Genomic DNA, 15,355 nt, shown 5'->3' on the forward strand with positions numbered 1-15,355 from the left:
GACTCATGCCGGCTGCGCCCCAACTCACGCGGGCTCCATCGCGACTCATGCCGGCTGCGTCCCTGCTCTCGCGAGCTGCGCCCCAAGCCGCGCGGGCTGGATCCCGACTCGCGCGGGTTTGTCCCGACTCGAGCGGGGGCGCCCCGACTCGCGCGGTGGGCGTCCCAACTCGCCCGGTGGGCGCCCCAACTCGCGCGGCATGCGTCGCGACTCGCGCGCAGTGCGTCCCGACTCGCGCGGCGTACGTCCCAACTCGCGCGGGGGCGTCCCAACTCGCGCGGGGGCGTCGCGACTCGCGCGGGAGGCGCCCCGACTCGCGCGGGGTACCTCGCGACTTGCGTGGGGTGCGTCGCGACTTGCGTAGGGCGCACCGGCGGGGGCATGGACGTGTAGTGAACGTTGCGTTTCGCAGGGCCGAACTCTACTCTCCTTAGAGAACGCAGCGTTTACTATGAGGGGGTCGTCGTGGACGGCGCAGCGCGGCGGGTCCTGCCGGGTGTCATGCTCGCGATGCTGCTCGGCGCGCTCGACCAGACCGCGATGACGCCCGCCCTGCCGGCCGTGGCCGCCGATCTGGGGCGGTTCGACCTGATGCCGGCCGTGCTGACGGCGTACCTCGCCGCCGCCACGGTCGTGATGCCGCTGTACGGCAAGCTCGGGGACCGGTTCGGGCGCAAGCCTTTGCTGCTCGCCGCGATCGGGGTGTTCGTGGCGGGCGCCGTCCTCTGCGCCACGGCGACGTCGATGCCCGCGCTCCTCGCCTGGCGGGTCCTGCAGGGCGCGGGTGGCGGCGGGCTCATGATCGGGGCCCAGGCCGTGCTCGGCGAGGTCGTGAGCCCGCGGGAGCGGGGGCGCTACCTCGGGCTGCTCGGCGGGGTCTACGTGGTCGCGGCCGTGGGCGGGCCGTTGCTGGGCGGGCTCGCCGTCGACCTCCTGACGTGGCGCTGGATCTTCGTGCTGTACCCGCCGTTGGGTCTGGTCGCGTTGGTCGTGGTCGCGCGCACGCTCCACCTGCCCGCGCCACCGCGGCGGCCGCCGCTCGACGTGGCGGGCGCGGTGCTGCTGTCGGCCACGGTGGCCGGTGTGGTGCTGCTCAGCAGCGGTGTGGGCGCGCCCGGGTGGGTCGCTGCTGCCACCACGGCGGCCGCGTGCGGATGGTGGGTCTCGGCCCGCCGCGCCGCCGACCCGGTGCTGCCCCTGCGGTTGTTCCGCAGCCGCGCCATCGCGACCGCCACGGCCATCAGCATGCTGATCGGCTTCGCCCTCTTCGCCACGATCAGCTACCTGCCGACGTTCCTGCAGGTCGCGCGGGGCGCGTCGGCCACGCAGGGCGGCCTCGTGGTCACGGCGCTGATGGCGGGCGTCGTCGTGACGACCACGCTGTCGGGCCGCGTGATCACCCACACCGGCCGCTACAAGGCGTTCCCCGTCGCGGGCACGGCCACGGCCGCGGTGGGGCTGGCCCTGCTGGGCGCGGTCGGTGCGGCGGCACCGCTGCCCCTGGTGCTCGCGGCCCTCCTGCTGATCGGACTCGGCGTCGGGATGGTGATGCAGGTGATGGTGCTGGTGGCACAGAACGGCGCCGAGCACCGGGACCTCGGCGCCGCGACCTCCGCGGTGGCCTTCCTGCGCCAGATCGGGGCCAGCACCGGGGTGGCCGCGTTCGGCGCCCTGATCACGTCCCGCTTCGCCGCCGCGCTGCCCCCGGGCACGGACCCGCACATCGCCACGGCGCTCGACCCGCAACAGCTCGCGCAGCTGCCCGCCGCTGTGCGCGAGGCGTTCGGCGCCAGCGTCGCGCCCGTCTTCGGGTTCGCCGCTCCGCTGCTCGCGCTGGCACTCCTGCTGGCACTCGCACTCCCCGCACTGCCGCTGCGCGACACCGCGCACGCCTCCGGCTCGTCCGATGGAAGGAGCGCGTGATGACCCACGCCACCACCCGACCCGACCCCACCGACCGCGGCGGGCCGACCACGCGGTTCGTCCTCCCGCTCACCGAACTCGGCCGCGACGACCTCGCGTCCGCAGGCGGCAAGGGCGCGAACCTCGGCGAGCTGGTCCGCGCCGGGTTCCCGGTGCCGGACGGGGTGGTGATCAGCACCGACGCCTACGCGGCGGTGGTCGCGCACGCCGGGCTGGAGCCGGCCGCCGCCGGTGAAGACGGCGCCGCGCTGCGGGAGGCCTTCGCCGCCGTCGGGATCCCCGGCGCCCTGCGCGAGTCGATCCTCGAGGCCTACGCGGGGCTCGGGAGCGGCCCGGTCGCCGTGCGGTCCAGTGCCACGGCGGAGGACCTGCCCGGCGCCGCGTTCGCGGGCCAGCAGGACACGTACCTGAACGTCGTGGGCGCCGACGCGCTGCTGGACGCGGTGCGCCGCTGCTGGGGCTCGCTGTGGACCGAACGCGCCATTGCCTACCGCGCCCGCCGCGACATCGCCCAGGACGGGGTGCGGATCGCCGTTGTCGTGCAGCAGATGGTCGTGTCCGAGTACGCGGGGGTGCTCTTCACCGCGAACCCCGTGACCGGCGCGCGCGACGAGGTCGTCGTCGACGCCAGCAGCGGCCTGGGCGAGGCCGTGGTCTCCGGGCTCGTGACGCCCGACCACTACGTGCTCGACGCCGCGGGCTCGGTCAGGGAGCGGAAGCCGGGGCGGCGTGAGGTGGTGGTGCGCGGCACGGCGGAGGGCGGGGTCGCCCACCGCAGCGGCGAGGAGCACGTCGAGCTGCCCGACGCCGTGCTGGCCGAGCTGGCAGCGCTGGGCCGCGCCGTCGCCGTCCACTTCGGGCGCCCGCAGGACATCGAGTGGGCCTACGCGGGTGGGCGCGTGTCGCTGGTGCAGGCGCGGCCGATGACGGCACTACCGCCGCCGCCGATCCGACTGTCGCGCATCCAGCGCTTCACCGGCCCGCAGTTCGTCGAGATGATGCCGGTGCGCCCCTACCCGATGGACGTGAGCGGCTGGATCACGCCCGGGATCGGGCGCATGGTCAAACGGATGATGGCGGAGATCGCCGGGTTGCGCTTCGACTTCGCCGACGTGCTCCCCGAGCGCGACGGCGTCGTGGACCGCTTCGTCCCGCCGCAGCCGCACCCGACCGCGAAGGTGCTGAGCGCGCCTGCGCGCAACCTCCCGAGGATCCGCCGCTTCCGCGCGGCCGGCTGGACGCGCGACCCCCGGTTCACGCGCTTCGACCGCGCGATCCGGGAGCTCAGCGCACTCGAGGTCCGCGAGCTGAGCTGGCCGGAGCTGCGCGGGTTGCCCCACCGCGCGCACGAGGCCACGGATCTGGTCACCGACCTCCGCGTGGACTACCTGCCCCGCGTCGGGATCGACCTGCTGCGACTGCGGGTGCTGAAGGTGCTGCTGCGCCGCACCGACCTCACCGGCCTGACGCTGGGCACGCGCAGCCGCACCGAGGACGCGAACCGGGCCCTCGCGCAGCTCGCCGCGCAGGTGCGCGAGGACGGGAGGCTGCGCACCGCCTTCGCACTCGAACCGCAGGCGCTCGCGGAGCGGGTCGACGAGGACCCGGCCTTCGCGCGGTTCCGCGCCGCGCTGGCCGCGTTCCTGGAGGAGTACGGCCACCGCGAGACCGCCAGCGCGCTGCTGATGTCGGCGCCGACGTGGGGCGAGGCTCCGGCCACGGTCCTGGGCATGGTCAAGGTCCTCGTCGAGGACGCCCGGCCGGCATCCGAGGACGAGCGGGCCGCGCGCGCCGAGCAGCGGCTGCTGGCCCACCCGCTGGTGCGCCTCACCGGTTCCGGCCCCCGCGTCCGCCGGCTGCTGGTGGACGTCCGCGCCGGCATCGCCCTGCGCGAGGACACCCACTTCCACGGCACCCGCGCGCTTCCCGTGCTGCGACGCGCGGTGCTCGAGATGGGGCGCAGGCTGACCGCCACGGGCGTGCTGAGCGCGTCCGACGACGTGCTGCACCTGCGCCTCGAGGAGCTGGAGTCGCTCGACGACGCGGCCACGGTCGTGCCGGCCGAGGCCGAGCGCCTGCGGGCCGCGGTGCGCAGCCGGTCGGCCCGCCGCGCCGAGCTCGCCGGGGTGCCGCTGATCGCCCCGGCGGTCCTGTTCGGGCACCGGCCGGACGTCGGCGACGCCCTCGTGACCGGCACACCCGCGAGCGGCGGGCAGGCCACCGGGCCGGTGCGGGTGATCCGCGAGGCCGCCGAATTCGGCCTGCTGCGCAGCGGCGACGTGCTCGTGTGCGCCTACACGAACCCCGCGTGGACCCCACTGTTCCAGCGCGCGGCCGCCGTCGTCGTGGACACCGGGGGGCTCGGCTCGCACGCCGCGATCGTCGCGCGCGAGTACGGGATCCCCGCGGTGATGGGCTCCGCCACCGGCACGGCCACGCTCGTGGACGGCCAGGTGGTGACCGTGGACGGCGACACCGGTCGAGTGCGAACGGGCGCCGCGGCGTCGGGCACCCTGGTGCCGTGACCGCGACAGCCGGGCCGGACCCGGCGGCCGACCACCGCACACGGCCGCGGCGCCGCGGCGCCGTGCTGCACACCGCGATCCTCGAGGCCGTGCTGGCCGAGCTCGGCGAGGTCGGCTACGCGCAGCTGTCGGTGGAGCGGGTGGCCGAGCGCGCAGGGGCCAGCAAGGCCTCGCTGTACCGCCGGTGGCCGGGCAAGACGGAGCTGGTGATGGACGCCGTCTACCACGCCCTGCCCGACATGCAGGCCCCTCCGGACACCGGCACGCTGCGCGGCGACCTGCTCGCGATGTTCCGCATCGTGGCCCGCCAGCTGGCGGGAGCGGCCGGCCAGGGCCTGCGGGGCCTGCTGAGCGACGCCCTGCGCGACGAGGGCCGCGCGATGCAGATCCGCGACTACGCCCGCGGCAGCAGCCAGCGGCTCGTCGAGGAACTGGTGCGCCGGGCGGGGGAACGGGGCGAGCTCGACGCCGCCGCCACCACCCCGCGCCAGATGGAGGCCGGGCACGCAATGCTGCGCTACCACTTCCTCGTCAACGGCACGATCCCCGACGCGACCATCGTCGAGATCGTGGACGAGGTGGTGCTCCCGCTCCTGCGGCCCCGGTCAGCCGGCGAGGACGATCTTCGCGAGCTCGGCTGACGACGCCAGGAGCGGGTGGGCGGGCAGCACCCGCACGGTGTAGCCGGTCAGGCCGGCGTTCGGCAGCTTGACGACGGTCTCGAAGCGCTCGCCCATCCCGTCGACCTCACCGACGTGCTCCATCGCCGCCGTCACCGCGTCGGTCAGGTCGTCGGTCTCCCCGACGCGCCCGACCACGGCCTCGACCGTGACGTCGCGCGGGTCGAGCCCGGCGAGCTGCACCGACGCGCGCACCGTCATCGGCGCCCCCACCTCGGGGGTGTCGGGCAGCCCGGACGCGTCGACGCCGGTGACCTGCACCTGCGGCCAGGACGCGTTGAGCCGCGTGCGGTACGCCGCCAGTTCGCGGGCCGGGCCGTAGTCCTCGCCCGCGATCCGCGTGGCCGCGCGTGCCGCGGGCGCGTACCAGTCCTCGACGTACTCGCGCACCATCCGCGTGGCCTGCACCTGCGGACGCAGCGTCGTGAGCGTGTGGCGCACCAGCTCCACCCAGCGCGGCGGCACGCCGTCGACCCGCTCGTAGAACGCAGGCGCCACCTGGGTGGCGAGCAGCTCGTAGAGGGCGTTGGCCTCGAGGTCGTCGCGGCGGACCGGGTCGACGATGCCGTCGGCGGTGGGGATCGCCCAGCCGTTGGCGCCGTCGTAGAACTCGTCCCACCAGCCGTCGCGGATCGACAGGTTCAGCCCGCCGTTCAGCGCCGACTTCATCCCGGACGTCCCGCAGGCCTCCAGCGGCCGCAGCGGGTTGTTGAGCCACACGTCGCAGCCCCAGTACAGGTAGCGGGCCATCGACATGTCGTAGTCGGGCAGGAAGACGATGCGGTGGCGCACGCCCGCGTCGTCGGCGAACCGGACGATCTCCTGGATCAACGCCTTGCCGCCGTCGTCGGCCGGGTGGCTCTTGCCCGCGACCACGAGCTGCACCGGGCGGTGCGGGTCCAGCAACAGGTCGCGGAGCCGGTCCTTGTCGCGCAGCATGAGCGTCAGCCGCTTGTAGGTGGGCACGCGGCGCGCGAAGCCGACGGTGAGGATCTCGGGGTCGAAGACGTGGTCGGTCCACGACAGCTCCGGGGTGGACGCGCCGCGCTGCAGCCAGGCCGCGCGCACGCGGCGGCGCACCTCCGACACCAGCCGCGCACGCAGCGTCCCGCGCAGCTCCCACAGCATCTCGTCGGAGACGGGCTCGCGGGGCGTGTGGTTCGCGACCGGTCCGGCGTCGCCGAGCAGCGCCGTGACCTCGCGGGCCTCCCACGTGGCGCCGTGCACCCCGTTGGTGACCGAGCCGATCGGCACCTCGTCGGCATCGAAGCCCTCCCACAGCCCGCCGAACATGCCGCGCGACACCGCGCCGTGCAGCCGGGAGACGCCGTTGGCGCGCTGGGCCAGCCGCAGGCCCATGTGCGCCATGTTGAACATGTTCGGGTTCTCCTCGGCGCCGAGCCCGAGCACGCGGTCCATCGGCACGCCGGGGAGCAGCTGGCCTGTCTCGATGCGCGCCTCGCTGTCGCTCGACCCGGCGAAGTAGTGGCGCACGAGGTCCAGCGGGAACCGGTCGATGCCCGCGGGCACCGGTGTGTGCGTGGTGAACACGGTGCCGGCGCGGACCGCGGCCACGGCCTCGTCGAACGAGAGCCCGTCGCGCTCGTGCAGCTCGCGGATGCGTTCGAGGCCGAGGTAGCCGGCGTGGCCCTCGTTCGTGTGGAAGACCTCGGGCGCCGGGTGCCCGGTGACCGCGCAGAACGCGCGCACCGCCCGCACCCCGCCGATGCCGACGAGGATCTCCTGCTTGATGCGGTGGTCCTGGTCGCCGCCGTAGAGCCGGTCGGTGACACCGCGCAGGTCGGGCTCGTTCTCCTCGATGTCGGAGTCGAGCAGCAGCAGCGGCACGCGCCCCGCGGCGGCCTGCCAGACGCGGGCCCGCAGCGTGCGCCCGCCCGGCATGGCCACATCGACGAGCACCGGTGCGTCGTCGTCGCCCGTGAGCAGCTGCAGCGGCAGGCCCTGCGGGTCGAGCACCGGGTAGGTCTCGAGCTGCCAGCCGTCCAGCGACAGCGACTGGCGGAAGTACCCCGACCGGTACAGCAGCCCGACCCCGATCAGCGGCACCCCGAGGTCGGAGGCGGCCTTGAGGTGGTCGCCCGCGAGCACGCCGAGGCCCCCGGAGTAGTTCGGCAGCACCTCGCTGACACCGAACTCCATGGAGAAGTAGCCGACGGCGGCCGGCAGCGACGGGTCCTGCTCGCGCTCCACCTGGTACCAGCGCGGCTCCTGCAGGTAGCCCTCGAGGTCGTCGGCCAGCTCCCGCACGGTGACGACCGTGTCGGCGTCCTTGGCCAGCTCGGCCAGCCGCGCCGTGGGGATCTCCCCGAGCAGCCGCACCGGGTCGTGGCCCGAACGCTCCCAGGCGTCCGGCTCGAGCGTCGCGAAGAGGTCCTGTGTGGGGGTGTGCCACGTCCACCGCAGGTTGGTGGCCAGTTCCTGCAGCGGCGCCAGCGCGGCAGGCAGCTGGGCGCGGACGGTGAACCTGCGGAGTGCCTTCACCTTGCAGACCATAGATGAATGGATCCCGGGATCGGTCCAGTGCCGATCACGGGGATTGACGCCCTCCATAACTAGCACTAACTTGGTTGCAGTTCGAGCGACCACGAGGAGGGCGAGTGGGCCTCAGCAGCCGGAGCGCGGTCGGGATCCACGCGCTCACGAAGCTCGCCCACCAGGGCGAGGGCTCGCTGACGTCCGCGGAGATCGCCGACAGCCTCGCGAGCAACCCGGTCCTCGTCCGGCGCATCCTCGGATCCCTGCGTGACGCCGGCCTGGTGTGGGCCACCGAGGGGCGCGGCGGCGGATGGTCCCTCGCCCGAACCCCCCGCGAGATCACGCTCCTGGACGCGTACCGCGCCGTCGAGGCCGGCCCGGTCCTGTCGCGACACGCTCATCCACCCAGCGACGCGTGCGAGGTCGGGCGCCATATGCAGGCCGTGCTCGAACGCGAGTTCCGGGAGGCGGAGCACGCCCTCGAGGAGCGTCTCGGCCGAACGACCATCGCCCACCTGGTCAGGGAGACCGTGGAGCGCGAGCGCGCCATGACCCACCCCGGCAGCTAGTCGGACCGCGACAGGCGCTGCACGCCTGCGCCGCCCACCCATACCCAAACTGCAACTATATCGGTTGCAGTAAAAGGAGAGCTCCGATGACACCCCCGACGGCCACGAGCGGTCTCACGAGATCGGCACCGGCCCTGCTGGCCGTGCTCCTGCCTGCGATGCTCGCCACGGTCGTCGCCAGCGACATGGTCACCCTCGTGCTCCCGTCGATCGGAGCACGGTTCGAGGCCTCCGAGGCGGAGCTCGCGTGGGTCGTCACCGGCTTCCTGCTGGCGTTCTCGGTCGGCATCCCCTTCTACGGCCGCATCTGCGACCGCATCGGCTTGCGACACCTCTTCGCGTTCGCGCTGCTGACCTACGCCGCCGGAAGCATGATCTGCGCCCTCGCCGCAGGCCTGCCCGTGCTCGTGCTCGGCCGGATCGTGATGGGTCTGGGCGCAGCCGCGATACCCGTTCTCTCGATCGTCGCCGTCACCCGGCTGCTGCCGGCCGACCGCCGCGGCGCGAGCATCGGCGCCCTCTCCGCGGCCGCGGGCGTCGGCACCGCCGCCGGGCCCGCCATCGGCGGCGGTGTCGGCCAGCTGCTGGGCTGGCCCGCGCTGTTCTGGCTCATGCTCGCGGTCGCGCTCGTCCTGCTCCCCGCCGCGTGGCGGGTGCTGCCCGACGGGCGCCCGACGGGCGCGGGCCGGTTCGACGTCGCGGGCGGCGTCCTGTTGGGCCTCGGCACCGGACTACTGCTCCACGGCATCACCCAGGCCCAGGTCGCCGGCATCGCCGCACCCTCGTCGTGGGGGAGCCTCGTGACGGCGGTCGTCGCGCTGGCACTCTTCGGACGACGCACCGTCCGCGTCGCCCAGCCGTTCGTCCCACCCTCGCTGTTCGCCAACCGGGTCTACCGGACTGCGGTCCTCGTGGCTTTCCTCGCCATGGCCGTCAACCTCGGCGCCCTCGTGTTCGTGCCGCTGCTGCTCGTCGACGTCCACGGCCTCACACCGGGCGCCGGCGCCCTCGTCATGATCCCGGCAGGGCTCGCCGTCGCCGCCTTGTCACCGCTGATCGGCCGCCTCGCCGACCGCGTCGGCACAAGACCGCTGGTACTGGCGGGCGTCGCGACCATGGGGCTGTTCGCCCTGCTCCTCTCGACCTACGCGGGCAACACGTCGGTGGTCCCCACGGCGATCGGGATCCTCGGGCTGAGCGCGGGGTTCATCCTCGTGCTGACCCCGATCATCAGTGCCGCGGCGGGTGCACTGCCGGCAGACCAGGTCGGCATCGGCATCGGGGTGCTCCAAGGAGCCCAGTTCCTCGGCGCCGGCGCGGGCCCGGCACTGTTCGGCGTGGTGGTGAGCGCACGGCTGCAGAGCGGGAGCGGCGCCCTCAACCCCCTGTTCACCGGTCACGGGGGCACTGCCCACTCGGACGCCTTCCTGGCCATGGCGGTGATCGCCGCCATCGCCCTGCTCGTCGCCTCCCGGATGCGCCCGGCGCCCGTGCCCGCGGGTGACCTGCGGTGATTTCGAGCCGCTACCGCCCGAGGTGCCGGGTGAACCAGTCGGCGGCCAGCCGGTCGACCTCCGCAGCTGCCGGCAACTGCGGAGCGGGCTCGATCCCCGGCTCCTCGGCGAGCGCGTGGCCCATTCCCGGCACCACCACGAGGTCGGCGGCCACCGACCGGCGCTCGAGCGCGTCCCGAAGGCGCGAGGCGGGCTCCCGGAAGCCCGCCTCGTCGTCCTCGGCGCCGACAACGAGCCGCGTGGCGGGGCACGCCGCGACCTCGTCGGCCCGCGCCACGAAGTCCATCCGCCTGGCGACCTCGAGCGACGATTCCGACCACGGGTACTCCACGCCGAACACGCGCCCCAGCGCCTCGACCGCGGGCCGCAGCTGCACCAGCGGGCTGACCAGCACGGACGCTGCGACGTCCAGCTGCCGATCGGCGACGACCTGCTGAGCCACCGCGGCACCCAGCGAGCCGCCGAGGAGCCCGACGGGTCCGTCCCCCAGTCCGAGCCGGTCGCGCAGCTCGGCCACCGCAGGCGCGGACTCCGCCGCCGCCTGCGCGCTGATCGGCCCCTGCAGGTTCAGCACGGCGTCCTCGTAGCCCAGCCGCATGAGCTCGTCGAAGCCGCCCGCGGGCAGCCGCGACCCGCACAGCGGCAGGCCGAGGTAGATCCGCCAGGCGTCCAGCCCGGCGAGCGGGAGCGCCGCCGCGAAGGCGGCCTCCGTGCACGGCGCGTCCATCAGGTGCCACGCGACGACGACTGGCGCGTCCGCCCGTCCTCCCGCGGGGGGCACGGCCAGGAACGGGACTCCCGCCGCGGTGCCGGTGATCGCGGTGCTCGCTGTCATGGCTTCCTCCTCTGAACTGTACGCCGTCCAATTTAACTGGACGCTGTACAGTTGGCAAGTGCCTCCGACCCGGGGACCCGGCGAGCGCGCCGGGCTGAGCCGCGACCTCGTCCTCGACGCCGCCACCGGCCTGCTCACCGAGCGCGGGGCGGTCACCATGCGCGCGGTCGCGCAGCGCCTCGGCGTCGCGCCCAACGCGCTCTACAGCCACGTGGCCGACAAGACCGAGCTGGTGGACGGCGTGCTGGACCGGGTGCTCGCCCAGGTCGAGGCGCCCCGGGCCGGCAGCGACCCCGTCGCGGCGCTGCACAGGATGATGAGCTCCACCCACGAGGTGCTGCTGCGCCACCCGCAGCTGGTGCCGGCCTTCCTCGCCCGTCAGGGCGCCCGCGGCCCGAACGCGCAGCACCTGGGCGCGGTGGCGCTGGAGAACCTGGCGGCGGCCGGCGTCACCGGCGCCGCCGCACGCGAGGCGCTACGCGTGCTGATCGTCTACGCGATCGGCTTCGCCGCCTTCGACGGCGAGCGCCCCCTTCCCGGCATTGAGCTGCGGGGAACCTTCGAACGCGGCTTGGACTGGCTGCTGACCGGCATCGTCGGATAGGCGCCACCGCGCACAGCGGGTGGGGACGGCGCACACCGCCCGCACCGTGTGCGGTGTCAGGACCGAGCGGCGGCTATCCGGTCCAGCACCGACATCGCGGCGAAGCGGTCGAGCCGGAACGACTCCGGGCCCAGTGGCACGACGCGCCCCTCCGCGAACGCCGGCAGCCCGGCCAGCACCGGGTGGGCGCCGCGGTACTCGGCGATGTCGGGCTCCTCGGCGTTGACGACGTAGAGCGAGGCGTCTCCGAGCTGCCCGACGTTCTCGTGGGCGAGCCGCACGACGTCGCGACGGTCCCCGCCGCCCGCGCCGGCGCCCGCGCCCGCGCCGACGTCGGCGAGCGTCATCCCGAGCGACTGGAGGAGCTTGCCCTGCGCGGACTCGGCGGTGAACACGTTCAGCCCCTCCGACGTGACGGTCAGGGCCGCGGCGGGGTGGGTGGTGTCGAGCTGCAGCTCCGCCGCGCGGGCGTCGAACTCGGCCTCTGCCGCGGCGGCCTGCTGCTCGTGGCCCAGCGCCGCGCCCAGCTCGGTGGCGAGCTCCCCCCACGAGGCGGTGCTGTGGTCGAGGACGATCGTCGGGGCGATCCGCGAGAGGCGGGAGTAGACCTCGCCGTCCACGGCGTCCAGGCCGACGGCGCTGCCGACGATCACATCGGGCCGCTGCTCGGCGATGGCCTCGATCGGCGCCTGCGGCCCGCCCAGCGACACCACCCCGCGCTCCACGGCGGCCGGCGCCCACTGCAGGAAGAAGCCGTTCTCGTCGGCGACGCCGCCGGGCCGGGCGGTGGCCGAGGCGACCACGGGCGCGTCGAGCCCGAGCAGCGGACCGGTCATCGTGACGCTCGCCGACACGACCCGCTGCACCGTCTCCGGGACCTCGGTCTCGCCCATGGCGTGGGTGACGGTGCGAGTGGCCGGGGCCGGCGCGGCCCCCTCGGCGGCCTGTCCGCCCCCGCACGCCGTCAGCAGGAGCGCCCCGACGACCAGCGCAACCAGGCGCGCAGCAGATCTTCCGTGCATTGCCAGGATGGTTAGGCATGCCTAGCCTGATGTCAATGTGCGCCGCTGTGACGTCGCCCCGAGCCGACCGACGACGCGGCGCCGTGCCCGGCCACCCCGGCAGGGCGTTGAGGTCGATCTCGGACGGATCATGGGTCGGTGATCGATCTCAGATCGACCCGATCACCCTTCGAAGGGCGATCAGCTGGACCTCGGAACGATCTTGACGCCCACGCTCTCGCCGTCGTGGGCCGAGGGGACGCGCGGGGCCCGAACGCGCAGCGGCTCGGCGTCATCGTCCGGGAGTGCCTGCCGCGACCGGCCTCGACGTGGACGGCGGGCGGGCCCCGAGCTGCGGCGCAGCGTCCACTGGGGGTTGCGCCGACTCCTCGCGGGTATGACGGCTACGTCACCCGGGTGACTATCGGGTGAACGGCGGCGCCCCGTTCCCGGCGACCGGCGATCGGGTAGGTAGTTTTGTGACTTCCGCGACGGGGTTCTTGCAGCTGGGGGTGTGCCGATGACCGGTCGGCTCGGGATCGATGACGTCACACCCACTGTGAGCGGTGGTCGCCATCCGAGCAAGGCCGTCGTCGGTGAGGTGGTCCCGATCACCGCGACGGTCTGGCGCGAGGGCCACGACGCCGTCGCCGCGAACGTCGTCTGGCGTCGCATCGGCAGCAACGGCGCCGCCCACCACGTCCGCATGTCGCCGCTCGGGCGCGGCACCGACCGGTTCACCGCCACCGTCGTGGCGGACGAGCCGGGGCTGTGGACCTTCCGCGTGGACGCCTGGAGCGACCCGTGGGCCACCTGGCGCCACGCCGTCACCGTCAAGCTCTCGGCCGGGCAGGGTGCCGACGAGCTGGCCAACGACCTCGAGATCGGCGCGCGGCTGCTGCAGCGCGTGGGCCGCCGTCCCGGCGAGCGCCCGCACCGCGACCTGCTCTTCGGCGCGGCCAACACGCTGCGCGACACGGCGCTGCCGCTGCACGCGCGCGTGGCGCCGGCGCTGTTCCCGGCCGTCGAGAAGATCATGACCGAGCGCCCGGTGCGGGAGCTGATCACGCGCGGGCGCCCGCAGCAGGTCCACGTGGACCGCGAGCGCGCCCTGTTCGGTTCCTGGTACGAGTTCTTCCCGCGCTCCACCGGGGGTCGCGACGAGACCGGGCGCGCCGTGCACGGCACGTTCGTCACCGCGGCCAAGGAGCTCGACCGGGTCGCGGCGATGGGCTTCGACGTGGTCTACCTGCCGCCGATCCACCCGGTCGGCACGGTGCACCGCAAGGGGCGCAACAACAACGTCAACGCCGGCGCGGACGACGTCGGCTCGCCGTGGGCGATCGGCTCCGCCGAGGGCGGCCACGACGCGATCGAGCCGGAACTGGGCACGCTCGAGGACTTCGACGCCTTCGTCGCGCGCACGCACGACCTCGGGATGGAGGTCGCGCTCGACTTCGCGCTGCAGTGCGCCCCCGACCACCCCTGGGTGGCCGAGCACCCCGAGTGGTTCACGGTGCGCCCGGACGGCACGATCGCCTACGCGGAGAACCCGCCGAAGCGCTACCAGGACATCTACCCCGTCAACTTCGACAACGACCCCGCCGGCATCTACGCGGAGTCGCTGCGGGTGGTGCTGCACTGGGCCGAGCACGGTGTGCGGATCTTCCGCGTGGACAACCCGCACACCAAGCCGCCGAACTTCTGGCACTGGCTGATCTGGCAGGTCAAGTCCCGCTACCCGGACGTTCTGTTCCTGGCCGAGGCGTTCACCCGCCCGGCGCGGCTGTTCGGGCTCGCACGGCTGGGCTTCACGCAGTCCTACACCTACTTCACCTGGCGCACCACGAAGGCGGAGCTCACCGACTTCGCGCTGATGCACGCCGAGCGGGCCGACGAGTGCCGGCCCAACTACTTCGTCAACACCCCCGACATCCTGCACGAGTCGCTGCAGACCGGCGGCCCGGCGATGTTCGCGATCCGGGCCACGCTCGCCGCCACCCTGTCCCCGACCTACGGCGTGTACTCCGGGTTCGAGCTCTACGAGTCCCAGCCGGTGCGCCCGGGCAGCGAGGAGTACCTCGACTCCGAGAAGTACGAGCTGCGCCCGCGCGATTTCGCCACCGCACTGAACGAGGGCCGCACGCTGGAGCCCTACCTCACCCGGCTCAACGAGATCCGTCGCGCCCACCCGGCGCTGCAGCAGCTGCGCGACCTGCACTTCCACCAGGTCGACAACGACGCGATCATCGCCTACTCCAAGACCGACCCGGCCACCGGCGACACCGTGCTCGTGGTGTGCACGCTCGACTCGCGCCAGGCGCAGGAGGGCACCACGTCGCTCGACATGCCCTCGCTCGGCGTGGAGTGGAACGAGCGCGTCACCGTGCACGACGAGGTCAGCGGCGAGTCCTACCAGTGGGGCCAGTTCAACTACGTACGGCTGGAACCGCAGAACCACGTGGCGCACGTCTTCCGGGTGCAGCGGGACAGGACGCCCTCGACCCCACGATGATCGCGGGTATCGGATGTCCACGGTCGTCGCCGCAGCCGTACACACCCGACACCCGACACCCGCCGCCCGTGCTCAGCGTGGCGAGTGCAGCCAGGGCTCGCGCAGGTCGTGGTACCGCACGTCCTGCATGAGATCGAACTCCTCGCGGAGCGTCTCCGCCACCTCGGCCGGGGGCTCGCCGCGCTCGGCAGCGCGGGCGTCCTCCTCCGAGGTGAAGTAGGCGACCTGTGTGAAGGCCCCCTCCTCACCGTCGTGCAGGGCGGTGAAGAAGCCGAGCAGGTCGGGGCGCACGGCCGAGGACCGCTCGTCGAGCACCGCCGTCAGCTCGCGCATCCTGGGCACGTCGTCCGTCCGGCCCTGGATCACCTGGACGAAGCCCGCGCGGTCCGACCCGCCGCCGCGGCCCGTGTCCACCTCGCTGCAGTCGTGGAACGCCACCTCACCGCTGAACAGCTTCGACGCCCCGGACCACCACTCGCCCTGCACCGCCCGCCCGCTGTTGCGCTGCGCCGCCTCCGGCGAGGCGAAGCGGGCCACGCCGACGAAGGTGCCGTCCTCGGCCACGCCGGCCGTACTCCCCAGCCAGCCCTCGGCGTCCGGGGCGAGCCGCTCCACCCAGTCCTCGAGGGCCTGGCGCACCTGGCCCGCGTCGGTCACCTGTCCCTGGAACACCTGTACGAACACGGCGGCTCC

Annotated in this window: 11 protein-coding genes; 7 read left to right on the plus strand and 4 right to left on the minus strand. The window is 73.8% G+C overall.

Going from position 1 to position 15,355, the window contains the following annotated elements; all coding sequences use genetic code 11:
- Positions 1 to 465 precede the first annotated feature (465 nt).
- The 3 genes from CFP66_RS12950 to CFP66_RS12960 are packed head-to-tail and all read left to right on the plus strand — an operon-like array spanning position 466 to position 5,089.
- Entirely contained in the window at positions 466 to 1,923 is a 1,458-nt protein-coding gene (locus tag CFP66_RS12950; protein ID WP_233159383.1) for an MFS transporter, read from the plus strand.
- The gene (locus tag CFP66_RS12955; RefSeq protein WP_094923398.1) at positions 1,923 to 4,448 is read left to right on the plus strand and encodes a PEP/pyruvate-binding domain-containing protein; all 2,526 of its coding nucleotides are present in this window, start codon (positions 1,923 to 1,925) and stop codon (positions 4,446 to 4,448) included. The genes CFP66_RS12950 and CFP66_RS12955 overlap by 1 nt, the downstream gene beginning before the upstream one ends.
- Positions 4,445 to 5,089: a TetR/AcrR family transcriptional regulator gene (locus CFP66_RS12960; RefSeq protein ID WP_094923399.1), complete on the plus strand. Its 645-nt coding sequence runs from the start codon at positions 4,445 to 4,447 to the stop codon at positions 5,087 to 5,089. The genes CFP66_RS12955 and CFP66_RS12960 overlap by 4 nt, the downstream gene beginning before the upstream one ends.
- Here the strand turns inward: CFP66_RS12960 and glgP are convergent.
- The gene (gene glgP, locus CFP66_RS12965) at positions 5,054 to 7,630 is read right to left on the minus strand and encodes an alpha-glucan family phosphorylase (protein WP_094923879.1); all 2,577 of its coding nucleotides are present in this window, start codon (positions 7,628 to 7,630) and stop codon (positions 5,054 to 5,056) included. The genes CFP66_RS12960 and glgP overlap by 36 nt on opposite strands.
- 116 nt (positions 7,631 to 7,746) lie before the next feature.
- Between glgP and CFP66_RS12970 the strand changes: the two genes are divergently transcribed.
- Together CFP66_RS12970 and CFP66_RS12975 are read left to right on the plus strand one after the other, a co-directional pair.
- Positions 7,747 to 8,193: an Rrf2 family transcriptional regulator gene (locus CFP66_RS12970; protein WP_094923401.1), complete on the plus strand. Its 447-nt coding sequence runs from the start codon at positions 7,747 to 7,749 to the stop codon at positions 8,191 to 8,193.
- Between the two features lie 86 nt (positions 8,194 to 8,279).
- Entirely contained in the window at positions 8,280 to 9,707 is a 1,428-nt protein-coding gene (locus tag CFP66_RS12975) for an MFS transporter (protein ID WP_094923402.1), read from the plus strand.
- 10 nt (positions 9,708 to 9,717) lie between these two features.
- Here the strand turns inward: CFP66_RS12975 and CFP66_RS12980 are convergent, their stop codons facing one another.
- Positions 9,718 to 10,542 (minus strand): S9 family peptidase, encoded by an 825-nt coding sequence (locus CFP66_RS12980; RefSeq protein ID WP_094923404.1) that lies wholly within the window; start codon positions 10,540 to 10,542, stop codon positions 9,718 to 9,720.
- Positions 10,543 to 10,600: 58 nt separating this feature from the next.
- On the opposite strand from CFP66_RS12980, the gene CFP66_RS12985 reads away from it, so the two are divergent.
- Positions 10,601 to 11,146 (plus strand): TetR/AcrR family transcriptional regulator, encoded by a 546-nt coding sequence (locus CFP66_RS12985; RefSeq protein WP_158228083.1) that lies wholly within the window; start codon positions 10,601 to 10,603, stop codon positions 11,144 to 11,146.
- 56 nt (positions 11,147 to 11,202) lie between these two features.
- On the opposite strand, the gene fepB is transcribed toward CFP66_RS12985, so the two are convergent.
- Positions 11,203 to 12,168, minus strand: coding sequence for a Fe2+-enterobactin ABC transporter substrate-binding protein (gene fepB, locus CFP66_RS12990; RefSeq protein ID WP_094923407.1), 966 nt, complete (start codon positions 12,166 to 12,168; stop codon positions 11,203 to 11,205).
- A gap of 499 nt (positions 12,169 to 12,667) precedes the next feature.
- Here fepB and CFP66_RS12995 point away from each other — a divergent pair, with 499 nt between their 5' ends.
- Positions 12,668 to 14,662, plus strand: a complete 1,995-nt coding sequence (locus CFP66_RS12995; protein WP_094923408.1) for an alpha-1,4-glucan--maltose-1-phosphate maltosyltransferase — start codon at positions 12,668 to 12,670, stop codon at positions 14,660 to 14,662.
- A 72-nt stretch (positions 14,663 to 14,734) separates the two neighbouring features.
- Here the strand turns inward: CFP66_RS12995 and CFP66_RS13000 are convergent, their stop codons facing one another.
- On the minus strand, positions 14,735 to 15,346 hold the full coding sequence (locus tag CFP66_RS13000; protein ID WP_143517244.1) for a hypothetical protein: 612 nt from the start codon (positions 15,344 to 15,346) through the stop codon (positions 14,735 to 14,737).
- Positions 15,347 to 15,355: the final 9 nt, after the last annotated feature.

The sequence above is a fragment of the Pseudonocardia sp. MH-G8 genome, assembly GCF_002262885.1.
In the GTDB taxonomy this organism is placed as follows: domain Bacteria; phylum Actinomycetota; class Actinomycetes; order Mycobacteriales; family Pseudonocardiaceae; genus Pseudonocardia.